Source organism: Pantoea sp. X-Soil-ISGK-275, from assembly GCF_059730795.1.
Window position 1 is genome coordinate 314,777 of sequence record NZ_AP035977.1, and the last position, 16,138, is coordinate 330,914.

Sequence of the window (16,138 nt, forward strand, 5' to 3'; positions counted from 1 at the left end):
GGCTGGAAAAATAAGGGAATGGCGATTGGATGAATTGCGTCACATTTTGAAACGATGTTTTAATAATTTTATATTGAATATCACATTTTCAAAACATCACCACAACAATCCCTATTCAGCGGGGATAATTGTGTGTTTTCAAAGGAGTTTACACCAAACGGTCCAATCTATCTCCCTGATATGCATAAAGTAAATATAGATACGACAATATCATGTTTTACGAACCCGCCTTCTGCGCCACACACTACTCGCCATATTCATGACGATAAGGATAAGGCGCATGTCATACCGACTGAGTTTGCTGGATAAATCGCCGATTGCTGATGGAGAGACAGCCAGCCACGCGCTACACCGTACTTTACAGCTGGCGCAGCAGGCGGAAAGCTGGGGTTATCACCGCTTCTGGTTGGCGGAACACCACAACAGCGATCGTCTGGCGAGCCCGTCGCCGGAACTGCTGATCGCCTGGATCATCGGCCAGACGCAACACATTCGCGTCGGCTCCGGCGGTGTGATGCTGCAACATTACAGCCCGTACAAAGTGGCGGAAAACTTCAACCTGCTGGCGTCATTAGCGCCGGGACGCATTGACGTCGGCGTCGGCAAAGCGCCAGGCGGCTTGCCGCTTTCGACGCGTGCGCTGCAGCTGGGCGTACATCTGCAGGAGAAAGGCAGCTTCGCCGAACAGTTGACGCTGCTGGATAGCTGGCTGCATGTGCCGCCGGTGGGCGACGAAGAAATTCTGCGCGCCACGCCGCAGCCGCCGCGTCCGGCCAATCGTTTCCTGCTGGGTGCCAGTGAAGAGAGCGCCAAACTGGCGGCGGAACTCGGCTGGCAGCTGGTGTTCGCTGCGCATCACAACGGCGATCCGCAATTAATGGAAAAAGTCCTTAACAGCTATCGCCAGCACAGCAACGGCCAGCGCGCGCTGGTGGCGGTACAAGTGGTGGTGGCAGATTCTCCGGCAGAAGCCGATCTGCTGGTGGATAACCTGCGCGTGTATCACGTCAGCGTCAAAGATGGCCCAAGCGTGAATGTCGGCAGCGTCGAGCAGGCCGAACGCTACGTGCGTCAGGGCGGTTACAGCGATTACGTGATTGAACCGCGCACGCCGTCGCTGCTGAAAGGCACCGCCGCGCAGGTGCATGCCAAGTTGGATGCGCTGCATCAGCATTTCGGCATTGAAGAGTTTGTGATTGATACGCCGGTGGCTGAAGAGCAGGCGCGCGTGAAATCACTTGAACTGCTGGCCACTCACCGTTTAGTCACGGCTTGATTTGCTGCTTACGGAGGCAGGTATGACGCAATTTAGCGAACATCAGCTGATTGACTGGCGACGTGAGCTGCACAGCTGGCCGGAGTTATCCGGTCGCGAAGTCGAAACCACCGCGCGCCTGCGCCGCTGGTTACAGGACGCCGGTTTGCGTCTGCTGGATTACCCGCTGGAAACCGGCGTGATCGTGGAAGTGGGGCGCGGCGACACGCTGATTGCGCTGCGCGCCGATATCGATGCGCTACCGATTCACGAAGCCACCGGACTGGCATACCGTTCGCGCAACAGCGGCGTGATGCACGCCTGCGGTCATGACGTACACAGCGCGGTGATGCTGGGCGCAGCTTTGCAGTTGAAAGCCGTTGAAGATCAATTGCCGGGCCGCATTCGTATTCTGTTCCAACCGGCGGAAGAGAACGCCACCGGCGCACGCCAGTTGATCAATGCGGGCGTTTTGGACGGGGTGCAGGCGATTTTCGGCATGCACAATGAACCCGGTTTGCCGACCGGCACCTTCGCCACACGCGGCGGCGCGTTTTACGCCAATGCGGATAAATTTATCGTGCGCGTTTCCGGTAAAGGGGCGCACGCCGCGCATCCGGAAGAGGGCGTGGACAGCATTGTGGTCGCCAGCCAGATCATTCAGGCGCTGCAATCGCTCATCAGCCGCAGCTTTAATACGCTGGACAGCTTAGTGCTCAGCGTGACGCGCATCGACGCTGGAAAAACCTGGAACGTGCTGCCCGGCGAGGCCGAATTTGGCGGTACGGTGCGCACCCATGACAAACAGGTGCGCGCCGAGCTGGAACAGCGCGCCCGCACGCTGGTCGAGAACATCGCCGCCGCCAACGGTGCCAGCGCCACTTTTAGCTGGCATCCCGGTCCGCCGGTGCTGGAAAACGATGCGCGTTGGGCGCAGTTTGCCAGCAACGTGGCGCAGCAGGCGGGTTACCGCGTGCAGACCGCTGAGCTGCACCTCGGCGGCGAAGATTTCGCTTACTACTTACAGCAGATCCCCGGCGCGTTTGTCAGCATTGGCAGCGCGAGCGAATTTGGTCTGCATCATGGCGGCTTCAATCCCGATGAAGCGCTGATTGCCCCCGCTGCACACTACTTTGCGCAACTGGCTCAGCAAGCGTTGCAGCACCTCAATGCGCGATGTCGTGACGCCATTCTGAACTAGCTCGATTCACTGATTTCATTTCGATTCTGCACGGCGACACGATGTCGCCGTCAGGCTGCGCTTTGGCAAAAGAGAGAACATTATGACTGCAAGACAACTGCGATTGGGCACCATTCTGCATGGCGCATCCGGCAATATGTCCGCGTGGCGTCATCCGGCGGCGCTGGCGGATGCCAGCATCAATTTTGATTACGCCAAACACATTGCACGCAAGGCGGAAGCGGGCAAGCTGGATTTCCTATTTGTTGCCGATGGCCTGTTCATCAACGAAAAATCGATTCCCCACTTCCTTAATCGCTTCGAGCCGCTGACCTTGCTGTCGGCGCTGGCGGGCGTCACCGAACATCTCGGTTTGGTTGGCACGGTTTCCACTTCGTACAGCGAGCCGTTCACCGTGGCGCGTCAGTTTGCCAGCCTCGATCATCTGAGCGGCGGTCGTGCGGGCTGGAACGTCGTGACCTCGCCGCTGGAGGGATCGGCGAAGAACTTCTCGCGTCAGCAGCATCCTGAACACGCGCTGCGCTATCGCATCGCCGATGAGTATCTGCAAGTGGTGAAAGGGCTGTGGGATTCGTGGGAAGGCGATGCTTTCGTGCGGAATAAACAGAGCGGCCAGTTCTTTGATCCCGAAAAGCTGCACACGCTGAATCACCACGGCGATTTTTTCCAGGTGCAAGGACCGCTGAATATCGAACGCACGCCACAAGGACGTCCGGTGGTGTTCCAGGCGGGCGCATCGGAAGATGGCCGCAAGCTGGCCGCTAAACATGCTGACGCCATCTTCACCCACCAGCCGACGCGCGAAGAAGCGCAGGCATTCTACCGCGATGTGAAAAAACAGCTGGTGGCGAATGGCCGCGAGCCGGGCGATCTGCACATTTTCCAGGGCGTTGGCGTGATTGTGGGCGACAGTGCGGAAGATGTGGAGCAGCAGTATCAAACCACCGCCGCGCTGGTTTCCATCAAAGATGCGCTCAACTATCTCGGTCGCTTCTTTGATCATCACGACTTTTCACAATATCCGCTGGATGAGCCGTTCCCGGCACTCGGCGATATCGGGCAAAACAGCTTCCGCAGCACCACCGATGAAATCAAACGCAAGGCGCGCGAGCATGGCCACACGCTGCGTCAGGCGGCGCTGGAAGCCGCGACGCCGCGTCCGCTGTTTCACGGCACGCCAGAGCAGGTGGCCGACGGTTTGCAGCTGTGGTTTGAGAGCGAAGCGACCGATGGCTTCATCATTCAGGGCGGCACGCCAGATACCTTCGAACGCTTTGTCGATCGCGTGGTACCGATTCTGCAAGCGCGCGGGTTAACCCGCAGTGAATATCCCGGCACCACGCTGCGCGGCAGCTTTGGTTTGAAAGATCCGGTTAATCAATACACACAAAAATAAAACACGAGAATAAACGCTATGCAGAAAAAATCCCTTATCGCGCTGCTGTTGCTGGGCATGAGCAGCGCCGTATTCGCCGAAGATGTGGCGGTGAACGGTCAGAACGTTAGTGTTGAAGCCAACAAAACGCCAATTAATACCGCGAAGAATGCTGCTGCCGTGGCGCAGATCCCAGCCGGACATCGCTTCGCCGTGCCGGGCTCGTTCACCGTGGCGGTGGCCGCGCTGAATTCGCCGCCATTAACCGTATTCAGTGATGACAACAAAACCCTGCTCGGCAGCGAAGTGGATATCGCCCGCTTAGTCGCCGACAGCCTGGGTTTGAAACTCAACGTGGTGCCCACCTCGTGGGAAGACTGGCCGCTGGGCGTGGCTTCGGGCAAATACGATGCGGCGATCAGTAACGTGACTGTTACTAAAGAGCGCAAAGAACGCTTCGATTTCGCCACCTATCGCAAAGATTCACTCGGCTTTTACGTCAAATCCAGCAGCCCGATTAAGGCGATCGCTAAAGCGGAAGATATTGCCGGACTGCGCATTATCGTCGGCTCTGGCACCAATCAGGAATCGATCCTGCTGGCCTGGGATAAAGCCAATCAGGCCAAAGGATTGAAGCCGTTTACGCCGGTGTATACCAAAGACGATGCGGCACAAACGCTGGCGCTACAGTCGGGTCGAGCCGATGCCTTTTTTGGTCCGAACGTGATTGGCGCATGGAAAGCGGCGCTGACTAAGCAGACGCGTTTGGTTGGCAGCGTTGATGGCGGCTGGCCGAAAGCGGCGCACATCGCGGTGACGGTGAAGAAAGATGGCGGCCTGGTGCAGCCGATCAACACCGCGCTGAATGGCGTGATCAAAAACGGCGATTACGACAAGGTGCTGAAGCGTTGGGGTGAAGGCGTTGAGCGTATCGACGGTTCAGAGATCAATCCGGCCGGATTGGGCGATTAAGGAGGCCGCATGAGCGAGCAACTGTTCCGCGAAGTGTCACCAGAAGCGCCTGAGCTGCAGCCGATTTTGACCGGACTGTTTGGTGAATACGCCGCGCGTTACGGCGCATTCTTTACCAACCAAAAAGAGGTTGAGCTGACCGAATGGTATTTGCCGCCGCGCGGGCTGTTTATCGTGCTGGAGCGGGACGGCGAGATCATCGCGATGGGCGCGTATAAACCCTACGACGCGGTGACCGCTGAGTTTAAACGCATCTGGACGCGCAGCGATCTGCGTCGTCAGGGATTGGCGCTGCTGATTCTGCAGGAACTGGAGCGCCGCGCGCTGCGTGCGGGCTACCAGCGCGTGTTTCTCACCACCGGTTTCCGCCAGCCGGAAGCGGTGAAGTTGTATATCGGCTACGGTTATCAGCCGCAGTTTGCGCTGCTGGAGGATATGGAAGTCTACAGCCAGCCGCCACACGATGGACGCTTGCGCTTCCTGAAAGTGATTGATGTGCATAGCGTGGCGCAGGCCAGCTAAGGAGTTGCCATGAGTAATGAACCACAACGTTTAACCGTGGTGCCGGCGCGTTATCCGGCACGTACCGTCGGCGCGATTGTCGCGCTGTTTATTCTGGCCAGCGTGATTGATTCTGTTGCCTTTAATCCGCGCTGGGAATGGGGCGTGTTCGCTAAATGGTTTTTTGATCCGGTGATCCTCAGCGGTTTGGGGCAAACGCTGCTGCTGACGCTGTTTGGCACCCTCCTCAGCCTGATTTTTGGCGGCTTGCTGGCGCTGGCGCGCCTCTCGTCATCGTGGCTGCTCAGCACGCTGGCGTTCGGCTACATCTGGCTGTTCCGCTCGTTGCCGCTGATTGTGGTGCTGATCATCCTCTACAACTTCTCCTATCTGTACGACACGCTGTCGCTCGGCATTCCGTTTACCGCGCTGTCGTGGGGCCACTTCCAGACCATCAACGTGCTCGGCCAGTTCCCGGCGGCGGTGATTGGTTTGACGCTGGTGCAGAGCGCCTATAGCGCCGAGATCATTCGCGGCGGCTTTTTGGGTGTCGATCACGGCCAGTTTGAAGCGGCGTCGGCGTTGGGATTATCCTCCACGCGCCGCACCTTCCGCATCATTCTGCCGCAGGCGCTGCGCGCGATTATTCCCACCACCTTTAATGAAATCATCAGCCTCGCCAAAGGCACCTCAATGGTGTACGTGCTGGCGATGCCGGAACTGTTTTACACCATCCAGATGATCTACAACCGCACGCAGCAGGTGATTCCGCTGCTGATGGTCGGCGCGGCCTGGTATCTGATTATCACCACCGTCTTGTCACTGCTGCAGCACAGCGTTGAGCGCTGGCTGGCGCGCAGTGTCACCCGTGAACCGCAGCCGTCGCGCTGGCGTCAATGGCGTAACCGTAGCGCCAAATCTGCAACTGAGGAGCTCTCCCATGTCCGAAGCCATTGATTACCGTAATCTGCATAGCGCTGGCGCCATCAGCATCACCGGCGTGAGCAAGTCGTTCGGCAAACTTAAAGCGCTGGATGATGTGTCGCTTGAGCTGGAACCGGGGTCGGTGACGGTGATTCTCGGGCCATCCGGTTCGGGTAAATCGACGCTGCTGCGCACCATCAACCATCTGGAGCGCGTCGATGAAGGTTATATCCAGATCGATGGCGATTACATCGGTTATCAGCGGCGCGGCGACAAACTGTATGAGCTGAAAGAGCAGGCGATTCTGCGTCAGCGCATCAACGTTGGCTACGTGTTCCAGAACTTCAATCTGTTCCCGCATCTGACGGTGCTGGATAACCTGATTGAAGCGCCGATTGCGCATCGTCAGCTGTCGCGCCGTGAAGCGATCGATCGCGCCGGTGAGTTGCTGGATGTGGTTGGCCTGCGCCATAAAGCCGATGCCTGGCCGCGCCATTTGTCGGGCGGCCAGCAGCAGCGTATCGCCATTGCGCGTGCCTTGATGCTCAACCCGCGCGTGATGTTGTTTGATGAACCGACGTCCGCGCTCGATCCAGAGCTGGTGGGCGAAGTGCTGGATGTGATCAAAAAGCTGGCGCGTTCCGGCACCACGCTGGTGATCGTGACGCACGAAGTCGGTTTTGCACGTGAAGTGGCAGATAACGTGGTGTTTATGGTCGATGGCCGTATCGTCGAGCAGGGCAGCAGCCATCAGGTACTGAATCAGCCGCGCCACGAGCGCACCAAACGTTTTCTGGCGCGGGTACTTTAATGGAACGAGTGATTATTGCGGCGTTGCTGACAGTGATGTTAGGCGCGCCAGCCATCGCAGCAGAAACGCTGGATGCCAAAAACAACGAAACGCCGATCAATATTGCGGCGAATCCACAGGCTATCGCGAAAATTCCGGCGGGTTTTCACTTTGTTAATCCGGGTTATCTGACCGTTGCCACCACGTCAATGAATTCGCCGCCCATCGGGTTGTGGGCATCGGATAATAAAACGCTGATTGGCAGCGATCCGGATATTGCGCGTCTGCTGGCGGACAGTTTGGGCTTAAAGCTAAAACTGGTGCCAGCCGCCTGGGAAGATTGGCCGCTGGGCATCACCGCCGGACGTTACGACGTGGCGATGTTCAATATTGCCGTTACCGAAGAGCGTAAAAAGAAGTTCGACTTCGCCACCTATCGCGCGGATAACCACGCATTTGCGGTGAAAACCAACAGCGCAATCACCGCGATTAAAGGCCGCGAAGATGTGGCGGGTAAGCGCATTATTGTAGGATCAGGCACCAATCAGGAGCGGATTTTACTCAGCTGGGATGAGAAGAACCGCGCGCAGGGCTTAGCGTCGGTGCAGCCGATCTATCTCAATGATGATGCGGCGGCTACGCTGGCACTGCTTTCCGGGCGTGCCGATGCATCGTTTGGTCCGCAGGCGATGGCAGCATGGAAAGTCGCTTCGCGCGGGCAAACCAAAATCGTCGGCCACGGACCTTTTCGTGCGTGGGTGGCGGTGATTACTAAAAAAGGCAATGGATTGGATGTGGCGCTGCAGCAGGCGATCAACGGTGCGATTGCCAGCGGCGAATATAAACAAGTGTTGGCACGCTGGGGCGAACAGGAAGAGGCGGTTGAAACCTCGCAGGTGAATCCGCCGGGGATTGTTTATCAGTGATTATTTGTTCCGGTCGCCATAAATGGCGACCCTACAATGGTATGGCGCGGTTTTCGTAGGGTGCGCATTAATGCGCACCTGGTCGCCATAAATGCCGATCGTACGAATATAAGGCGCGGTTTGTAGGGTGCGCATTAATGCGCACCTGGTCGGCATAGATATCGATCGTACGAATATATGACGCGGTTTTGTAGGGTGCGCATTTATGCGCACCTGGTCACCATAAATGGCGTTTTGATAAAAACTGAGGGTTATATTTTCGCTTTTTTGATCCAGACCAGCGCATCAGCAACCGGCAGCGGGCGGGCGAAATGGAAGCCCTGAAACAGATGACAACCTCTATCACGCAGGTAGGTAAAATACTCCTCACTCTCAATGCCTTCGGCGAGCACATTCAGTCCCATTTCACGCGATAACTCGATGGTTTTCTGCACCACTATGGCGGATGATTCGTTTTCAAAAATCTGCATGATTAACGATTTATCAATCTTAATATCATTAATAGCAAAATCACTGATCGATTTAAGCGATGAATAGCCGACGCCAAAGTCATCAATCGCCCATCTAACACCCAGCTGACTAAAATGGCTGATCACCTCGCCAATGCGTTTTTGATCGTAAACAAAGGTGGTTTCAGTAATTTCAAACTTCAGGCGCTCTGGACGGATTTTATAATGTGACAGCGTCAGCAAGGTATCCTGGGTGAAATCCCGGTGTATCAACTGCAGCGGACTGATGTTAATCGAAAAGACCAAATCACCGAGATACTGACCGCGATCCCATTCGGCGATTTGCTGCAAGGCGCGTTCCATCACCCATTTGCCAATCTCTATTATCAAACCACTTTTCTCGGCCACGGGAATAAACACTTCTGGCGAGATAAAGCCTTTAGAAGGATGCTTCCAGCGTAGCAAGGCTTCAAAGCCGATCAGTTTTTTTATGGTTATCCACCTGTGGCTGGTAATAGAGTTCCAGCTGGTTTTTTTCGATAGCTTGTGAAAGTTCGCGTTTGATTAAATCGGTTTCAGAGTAATTGCCACGCAGTGTGAATGCCGTCAACAAGAGTGCGATCATCGGCACAGCGCAGTTAACGATATAAAAGCCGGACTCATGCGGAATATTGAGCTCAAAGGCGCTATGTTGCCATGTTAATCCGGTAGAAATAAAAAAGAGATAAACCGCCAGGCAGATTATCGGGAATATTTTACTTAAGTAAGTAGTTTGCTGGCGTAATACCAATGCTGAACCCACGGTTAACGCCACCAAATAATTGTACTCGGAGTGTTTCTCCACCGAATGACCATTATCCAGCAGGAAAAGCAGCATTATGATCAGTAACAAAGCATGGACGACGAGGTAGAGATGTTTGTTCAACCGGTTACTGAAAGCCGCAAGGACAATATAAAATCCTATCACGGTACTCAGGCAATATAAGGCTGTGACACCATTTTCTCCCCTGATGAAATTGGTCACTATCATATAAAAGCCCGCCAGGATGCTGGAAAATCCAGCAATGAGCAGCGTTAAGCGCAATTTTTTCTCTGGGTTATCACCCTGCAAAATGAAGGGCAAATCTCTTAGCATGGAATATCGGGAATTTAAATAAGAGATCATCTGAGGTTCTCATTTTTCTTTGTCATATTTTTCAACTAGCGTCGCATAATTATTTTAGATTCATGCCTGGTGAAAGTCATAGTTTTGTTTACTTAAATAATGGATTGTTCCTACCCAGTTCCCGGTATGCACGTTAGAATCATCTACCAACGGAAAGGCTTTTACTGAGCTTAAACCCACTTTCAACGTACTGATTGCAATGAAAATACGATTCCTGTCTGCCAACGAGCTTAAGCTGGCCGAGGTGCGTACCATCCTTGAGCCGGTCGGTGTCGAAGTGCTGCCCATCGCACGCCGTATCGAAGAGATTCAGACTGAAAATGAGGTCGAACTGGTGCGCGACAAGCTCACCAAAGCGTTCTCGATTATTGGTCGTCCGCTGTTTGTCGAGCACACCGGGCTCTATCTGGATGGCCTGAACGGCTTACCTGCTGGGCTGACTCGCATCTTCTGGAGCCGCTTGAATGCCGAGCGCTTCACCAAACTGGTGAACGGTCTCGATAGTCCCTGCGTCACGGCGAAAACGGTGCTTGGCTATTGTGACGGGCAAAAAATGTATCAGTTCGAAGGCGAACTGCGTGGCACCATCGCCACCGAGCCGGCCGGTCCACGCGAATTTCAGTGGGACTGCGTGTTTATCCCGGAAGGGCATACGCAAACCTTCGCCGAAATGGGCGAGCTAAAAAATGAGATTTCGATGCGTCGCCTGGCGCTGGATCGCTTCGCTACCTTTTTGAAAACATCGCGGGGATTGGCATGAAACCCGAGCTTAAACGCGCCTACGATGCCGGTAAATTGATTCTGTTTGCCGGTGCGGGCATTTCGCGCAATCTGGGCTTACCAGAATGGCATGAGCTGATTGCGCATCTGGCTAAAGAACTGGGCTACGACCCGAAAATCTTCAACACCTACGGCACGCATTTGTCGTTGGCGGAGTATTACAAACAACGTAAAGGCTCGCTGGGACCGCTGCGCAGCTGGATGGATCGCGAATGGCATCGTCCGGATATTGATGTGCGCAGTTCTGAAATCCACACCATGATCACGCAAGGCAACTTCTCACGCATCTATACCACCAATTACGATCGCTGGCTGGAGATGGCGCATGAGGCGCACAACGTGCCTTACAGCAAAGTGGCGAATGCGGCGGATTTGGTATCGTTGACCGAAGATAAGCGCCATATCATTAAGTTGCATGGTGATTTCGACGACGATACTTCCATCGTGCTAGATGAAAGCAGCTACTTTGAACGGCTCTATTTTGATTCGCCGCTGGATATCAAACTCACGCACGACGTGATGGGCAACTCGGTGTTGTTTGTGGGCTACAGCATCAGTGATTTCAATATTCGTCTGTTATTCTACCGCCTGACAAAAATGTGGGGCCGCACCGGATTGGCTACCGCGCGTCCGAAATCGTACCTGTTCACCAACCGCAATAATCCGGTGGCGAAAGAGGTGTTGGGGCAATGGGGCATTGAGATGATCGTCTCGGAAGAGGACGATCCGCGCAAAGCGCTGGCGCTGTTTCTGGAAGAATTACTGGCTTGAAGGCAGAAAGTCATTGCCTGGAAAAGTTTGTTCAGAATATACTGTATATAAATACAGTTAACCGAGGTGCATCATGGCAGTCGAAACCAAATATGTTGTAGTCAGAAAGGGTGAAGAAAAAATGACGTTTGCCAATAAAAAAGACGCGGATGCCTGGGATAAAATGCTGGATATGGCAGACGCTTTCACCGATTGGCTGCAGCAGCATCAGCCTGAACTGGGTGAAGCGCAGGCCGAAGCATTGGGTCTGCTGTTGGCTGAACAGAAAGACGCGGTGCAGCATATCCTGCGCACCAGCAAGCTGCCGGAAAGCGTAAAGGAAGAGGTTTCGCAAGCGTCTGAAGCTTCTGCGGAAACCGAGACCGAAGCGGAAACGGCAGCGCCGGAAAAGAAAGTTCGCGCCGTTAAAGCGGCGTAATTGGTTTCGTCAGGTGTGCATTGATGCGCACCTGATAATCTTCCGCACCCTCAATGTTTAATCTGATACCGCGTACTGCGCCCGCCGCCGGGTAATTTCTCCAGACACCCTTTCGCCAGCAATTCAGTCAGATGTCGCGTCGCGGTAGCTTTACTCACTTTCGCCACTTTCTGGTACTGGCCTGCGCTGATGCCTTCACTGAACCCCTGTTCTCCGCCATCCAGTAAGCGATTCAGCACGCGGGTTTGCTCGGCACTCAATTCAGCTGCATTGTGCATCAACCAGAAGCGCGCTTTATTTTGCGTGCGCGTGACGGTTTCCAGTGCCTTTTCAAGACTTTCATTCAGCACATCACAAAACCACAGCAACCAATCGGTGACGTCCATTGCGCCGCGCTGCGTCTCCTGCAGGATGCGGTAATAATCGGCACGTCGCGCCAGAATCGATGCGGACATGGCATACAAACGGATGCTCTGGCTATCAGCCTGCGCCAGCGCCAAATCTGTGAGGGCGCGAGTGATACGTCCATTACCGTCATCAAACGGGTGCAGCGTAACAAACCACAAGTGGCACAACGCGGCGCGCAACAGCGGATCGAGCAGCGGATCCTCGCGGCTGTAATTAAACCAGGCAATAAATTGCTCTAGCTGCGCTTCCAGCCCGGCGCGTGCTGGCGCTTCGAAATGTACCGTTGGTCGATCGATACGGCCTGAAACCACCTGCATTGGCTCATCGCCGCGCAGCGTGCCGACATTTAACCGCTTAATGGTCCATTCACTTTCGGGAAACAGCCAGCGATGCCACTGACATATACGCGCCAACGTTAATTCCTGATCGCGTTGCGTAATGGCATCCATCATCATGGTTGCCAAACCTTCTGAACGTTCGGAAACCGGGTAAGGCTGATCGAGTGAAACGCCTAAACGGCGGGCAAGCGAAGATCGTACCGACTGCGCGTTGACGCGCTCATCTTCAATCGCTGAAGAAGAGAGGATATTGCTGAGCAGCGTATCCAGCGTTTGTTGATCGCTGTTATCTTGCACGCTGGCGCGGCCCAGCAAGACGCCGCGTTGCTGCTGCAACTGGCGCAGGCGCGGCAGTATTTTTTCATCCTGCCAGCGAAACCGCGGCCAATCGGGCTGCTGCCAAATCCACATTATAAGCTCACTCCTGAATTGCATGAGCTGAATAGGGTTGATATTCGGCTCATATAGTGAGCTGAATAATAGCCTTTATTCGGCTCATTGACCAGAAGGGAGCGGGCGCTGGGCTAAAGCCGGTCGCCATTAATGGCGACCCTACGGAGTTTAGTGCGTCGCCATCAAGTTCCCCCGCTGCGCGCCGATAGAGTGTTCAAAGGGATGTACGCGCACAGGGAGTGGTTCTGATTACCGAAAAGTGTCAACTCCAGGAGCGCCATAATGGCCAAACACGCATCACCTAAGAAAAAAATGAGCACCCGCACGCAGATGCTGCTGACGGGCGCCTTAACCATCACGCTCGGCTTTGCCGTGACCATCGGCGTGCTTAGCTGGCAATCCAGTAATGAACAAAAGTCGCTGGCTGAAAACTACCTGCAGCAGATAGCGCAAAGCCAGGCGCTGCAAATTCAGCATCAGCTCAGTTATGCGCGCGATGTGGCGCACAACCTCGGCCACAGCCTGATTGCGCTGCCAGCGGCGGGAATTCAGGATCGTAAAGTCGCCGATAAGCTGATGGAATCTGCGCTGCGCGATAATCCTGATTATCTGTCGATCTCGGTGATCTTTGAAGAGAACGCCTTCGACGGACGTGACGCGGAGTTTGCCACCCAACCCAACGCGGCACCCAAAGGGCGCTACGCCTTTTTCGTCGATCGCGATCAAGCCGGCAAATTCAACATGCATCCGCTGACCTCTATCTTCACGCCGGGTCAGGGCGATTACTATCTGCTGCCACAAAAAAGCCAGAAAGACATGCTGATCGAACCGTACAGCTACGCTTACAACGGCGTGCCGACGCTGCTAACCTCGGTGGCGGCGCCGATTGTCAGCCAGGGCAAATTGTGGGGCGTGGTGACGTCCGACATTTCGCTGGCGTCACTGCAGGAGAAGGTCAACAAAATCAAACCGTGGGAAGGCAGCGGCTATGCGATGTTGCTCTCCAGCGCGGGCAATGTGGTCTCTTATCCAGATAAAAGCCAGACCAGCAAGCCGTGGAAAGGCGATACCAACAATTTCAGCAGCAGCGTGATGGAGCATCATGATGCGTTGCTGGATGAAGATGTGTTGGTGACGTGGCAGCCGGTGGTAATTGGTAACAGCGATCAGAAATGGTATCTCGGCGTGGTTGCGCCGGTCAGCCAGGTAATGGCTGCGGCACATCGTCAACTGATCAACGCGGTGATCCTGATGATCATCAGCATTCTGGTGGTGTGTACGCTGCTGGGTATGCTGTTCAGCCGCAAAGTGCTGAAGCCGATTGGTGGCGAACCGCTGGAAGCCGCGACCATCGCGCTGGCCGTCGCCGATGGCAAACTCGATAACATCATCACGCTTAAAGGTCGCGATAACAGCAGCTTGTTCTATGCGCTGCATACCATGCAAAACCAGCTGCGCGATATCGTGGGACAGATTCAGGATGCCAGTTCGTCGGTGCGTCAGGGCGCGGGTGAAATCGCCAGCGGCAACCTCAATCTGGCCTCGCGCACTGAGCAGCAAGCTGCCGCGCTGGAGCAAACGGCCGCCAGCATGGAGCAGATCACCGCCACGGTGAAACACAACGCCACCAACGCGCATCAGGCAACAACGTTGACCGACAATGCCACGCATATCGCCAGCCGCGGTGAAACGCTGGTGGGCGAAGTGGTGCAAACCATGGCGCAGATCGACGATAGCGCGAAGAAGATTGGTGACATCACCGCCATCATCAACAGCATCGCCTTCCAGACCAATATTCTGGCGCTGAACGCCGCAGTAGAAGCGGCACGCGCCGGGGAACAAGGGCGCGGGTTTGCTGTGGTGGCGTCGGAAGTGCGTAATCTGGCCCAGCGCAGCGCCAATGCGGTGAAAGATATCGGCGCGCTGATTGAAGAATCCACGCAGCGCGTCGGCAGCGGCGTGCAGCTGGTGCAGGATGCCGGTAGAACCATGCAGGAGATGACCCAGGCGGTGAATTCAGTGCGCACCATCATTGGTGAAATTGTGATTGCGTCCGATGAGCAGGCGCGCGGCATCAGCCAGGTGACCATCGCGGTGAACGAGATGGACAGCACCACGCAGCAAAACGCCGCGCTGGTGCAGGAGATGTCTGCCGCCGCCAGTTCGCTGGAAGATCAGGCTTCGCAGCTGGCGAACACCGTTGGGCGTTTCCAGCTGAGTTAATCGAGCCTTAGCTAAGAACGCGCTGAGCGTGGCACGCCGTTTTTCTCTGAATAACGGCTGCCTATCCACCAGGTGATCAGCGCCGCCAGGGCGATCGCGCCCAGCACGGCAAATGCACTGCGATAGGAATAGGCTGCGGCAATGTTTCCCGCCAACGCGGAACTCATTGCCGCGCCGATGCCCTGCATGAGCATGATAAAGCCCTGACCGGCATTGGTATGTCCGCTGCCCTCGAGCACCTTCACGATATAACCCGGCACCGCCACGCCCAGCAGACCCGCCGCTACGCCATCCAGAATCTGTACCGGAATCATGAAATAAGCGCCGTCAAAAGCGGAGGCAATCAACGCACGTAACGGCAGCACCAGCAGCGCCGCCGTGATCAGCACAGGATAGCCAAAACGCGGTGCGTGACGTGCAGCATACAGCGCCATGGGAATCATCACACATTGTGAAATAACCACCGTGGCGGCAGCATAAAGTCCGGGGCTGATGGCTGCATTGTGTGCTGCCGCCACCCGCAGGCTCAGCATAGGTAACAGCGCGGCATTGCCAAGATGGAAGAGTAACAGCGTAACTCCCGTAATAATGACGGCAGGATTACGGGCAATCTGATAAAGACGTGGGACGTTGCTAACCGATTCGCTGCCAGAAAGCCCGCGCGCGGCAAGGTTATCGATGTCATTATGGCGAATAGCCAGCACGGCTGCACCTGCACACAGCGCCATCGTTGTCATGAGTACAAACACCGCACCCGTGCCCCACAACCACACTGAAGCACCCGCAATAATGGCGGCTGTCATATTACCGCCGTGGTTGAAGGCTTCATTTCTCCCCATTTGATGGCTGAATCCTTGCGGACCGGCCAGGCCAAGGGTAATACCCGTCAACATCGGCGCGATGAGCGCGGCGGAAAGGCCAGTCACAATCTGCGATAAAACCACGATCCATCCCTGATGGAAATACCACAGCAGTAAGGTGGATAGGGTGATCAGGAGTGAACCGATGAGCAGCAACGATCGTTTATGGCGAGTAGCGTCTGTGGCTAAACCCGCCGGCAGGGTGGCAACCAGCCCTGCAAGGCCACCGGCGGTCATCACCCAGCCAATATCTCCTGCATTCCAGTGGCGTTCTGTCAGAAATATGCCGAGAAAAGGCCCAAGACCATCTCGTACGTCAGCCATAAAAAAGTTAACCAGACACAGAGCCTGAAGCGAACGCAGTGGCATAGAAATCCTTAGCAAGTAAT

Annotated in this window: 16 protein-coding genes; 12 read left to right on the top strand and 4 right to left on the bottom strand. The window is 55.2% G+C overall.

The genetic code is table 11. The annotated features are described in order from the left end of the window. Nucleotides 1–280: 280 nt before the first annotated feature. From AC6I8A_RS20765 to AC6I8A_RS20800, 8 genes are all read left to right on the top strand, one after another. The gene (locus tag AC6I8A_RS20765; protein ID WP_256698798.1) at nt 281–1,276 is read left to right on the top strand and encodes an MsnO8 family LLM class oxidoreductase; all 996 of its coding nucleotides are present in this window, start codon (nt 281–283) and stop codon (nt 1,274–1,276) included. A 22-nt stretch (nt 1,277–1,298) separates the two neighbouring features. Further along, complete coding sequence (locus AC6I8A_RS20770) at nt 1,299–2,456, top strand: amidohydrolase (protein ID WP_497819090.1); 1,158 nt, start codon at nt 1,299–1,301, stop codon at nt 2,454–2,456. An 82-nt stretch (nt 2,457–2,538) separates the two neighbouring features. Then, the gene (locus AC6I8A_RS20775) at nt 2,539–3,852 is read left to right on the top strand and encodes an LLM class flavin-dependent oxidoreductase (RefSeq protein ID WP_497819091.1); all 1,314 of its coding nucleotides are present in this window, start codon (nt 2,539–2,541) and stop codon (nt 3,850–3,852) included. Between the two features lie 18 nt (nt 3,853–3,870). Next, nucleotides 3,871–4,803 (top strand): ABC transporter substrate-binding protein, encoded by a 933-nt coding sequence (locus AC6I8A_RS20780; RefSeq protein ID WP_497819092.1) that lies wholly within the window; start codon nt 3,871–3,873, stop codon nt 4,801–4,803. A gap of 9 nt (nt 4,804–4,812) precedes the next feature. After that, nucleotides 4,813–5,325: a GNAT family N-acetyltransferase gene (locus AC6I8A_RS20785; protein ID WP_497819093.1), complete on the top strand. Its 513-nt coding sequence runs from the start codon at nt 4,813–4,815 to the stop codon at nt 5,323–5,325. A gap of 9 nt (nt 5,326–5,334) precedes the next feature. After that, nucleotides 5,335–6,261 carry an amino acid ABC transporter permease gene (locus tag AC6I8A_RS20790; RefSeq protein WP_497819094.1) on the top strand — a complete coding sequence of 309 codons (927 nt, stop codon included), beginning with the start codon at nt 5,335–5,337 and terminating at the stop codon, nt 6,259–6,261. Beyond that, the gene (locus AC6I8A_RS20795) at nt 6,245–7,039 is read left to right on the top strand and encodes an amino acid ABC transporter ATP-binding protein (RefSeq protein ID WP_265298507.1); all 795 of its coding nucleotides are present in this window, start codon (nt 6,245–6,247) and stop codon (nt 7,037–7,039) included. The genes AC6I8A_RS20790 and AC6I8A_RS20795 overlap by 17 nt, the downstream gene beginning before the upstream one ends. Further along, nucleotides 7,039–7,944 (top strand): ABC transporter substrate-binding protein, encoded by a 906-nt coding sequence (locus AC6I8A_RS20800; RefSeq protein ID WP_497819095.1) that lies wholly within the window; start codon nt 7,039–7,041, stop codon nt 7,942–7,944. Before AC6I8A_RS20795 ends, AC6I8A_RS20800 begins: the two co-directional genes overlap by 1 nt. Nucleotides 7,945–8,195: 251 nt before the next feature. Here AC6I8A_RS20800 and AC6I8A_RS20805 read toward each other — a convergent pair whose 3' ends face one another. Further along, entirely contained in the window at nt 8,196–8,858 is a 663-nt protein-coding gene (locus AC6I8A_RS20805; RefSeq protein WP_497819096.1) for an EAL domain-containing protein, read from the bottom strand. A gap of 4 nt (nt 8,859–8,862) precedes the next feature. Beyond that, on the bottom strand, nt 8,863–9,558 hold the full coding sequence (locus tag AC6I8A_RS20810; protein WP_497819097.1) for a hypothetical protein: 696 nt from the start codon (nt 9,556–9,558) through the stop codon (nt 8,863–8,865). A gap of 199 nt (nt 9,559–9,757) precedes the next feature. Here AC6I8A_RS20810 and AC6I8A_RS20815 point away from each other — a divergent pair, with 199 nt between their 5' ends. The 3 genes from AC6I8A_RS20815 to AC6I8A_RS20825 all read left to right on the top strand — a co-directional run bounded on the left by AC6I8A_RS20815 (nt 9,758) and on the right by AC6I8A_RS20825 (nt 11,527). Beyond that, nucleotides 9,758–10,318 carry a non-canonical purine NTP pyrophosphatase gene (locus tag AC6I8A_RS20815; RefSeq protein ID WP_008108796.1) on the top strand — a complete coding sequence of 187 codons (561 nt, stop codon included), beginning with the start codon at nt 9,758–9,760 and terminating at the stop codon, nt 10,316–10,318. Further along, nucleotides 10,315–11,109: an SIR2 family protein gene (locus AC6I8A_RS20820; protein ID WP_008108794.1), complete on the top strand. Its 795-nt coding sequence runs from the start codon at nt 10,315–10,317 to the stop codon at nt 11,107–11,109. Before AC6I8A_RS20815 ends, AC6I8A_RS20820 begins: the two co-directional genes overlap by 4 nt. 73 nt (nt 11,110–11,182) lie before the next feature. Then, nucleotides 11,183–11,527, top strand: a complete 345-nt coding sequence (locus AC6I8A_RS20825) for a YebG family protein (RefSeq protein ID WP_265298493.1) — start codon at nt 11,183–11,185, stop codon at nt 11,525–11,527. Nucleotides 11,528–11,577: 50 nt separating this feature from the next. On the opposite strand, the gene AC6I8A_RS20830 is transcribed toward AC6I8A_RS20825, so the two are convergent. Beyond that, a complete protein-coding gene (locus tag AC6I8A_RS20830; RefSeq protein ID WP_265298491.1) occupies nt 11,578–12,684 on the bottom strand; it encodes a Fic family protein in 1,107 nt (368 codons plus the stop codon). A 264-nt stretch (nt 12,685–12,948) separates the two neighbouring features. Here AC6I8A_RS20830 and AC6I8A_RS20835 point away from each other — a divergent pair, with 264 nt between their 5' ends. Continuing rightward, complete coding sequence (locus tag AC6I8A_RS20835; RefSeq protein WP_265298489.1) at nt 12,949–14,889, top strand: methyl-accepting chemotaxis protein; 1,941 nt, start codon at nt 12,949–12,951, stop codon at nt 14,887–14,889. Nucleotides 14,890–14,900: 11 nt separating this feature from the next. Here AC6I8A_RS20835 and AC6I8A_RS20840 read toward each other — a convergent pair whose 3' ends face one another. Next, the gene (locus tag AC6I8A_RS20840) at nt 14,901–16,118 is read right to left on the bottom strand and encodes an MFS transporter (RefSeq protein ID WP_497819098.1); all 1,218 of its coding nucleotides are present in this window, start codon (nt 16,116–16,118) and stop codon (nt 14,901–14,903) included. Between the last annotated feature and the right edge of the window lie 20 nt (nt 16,119–16,138).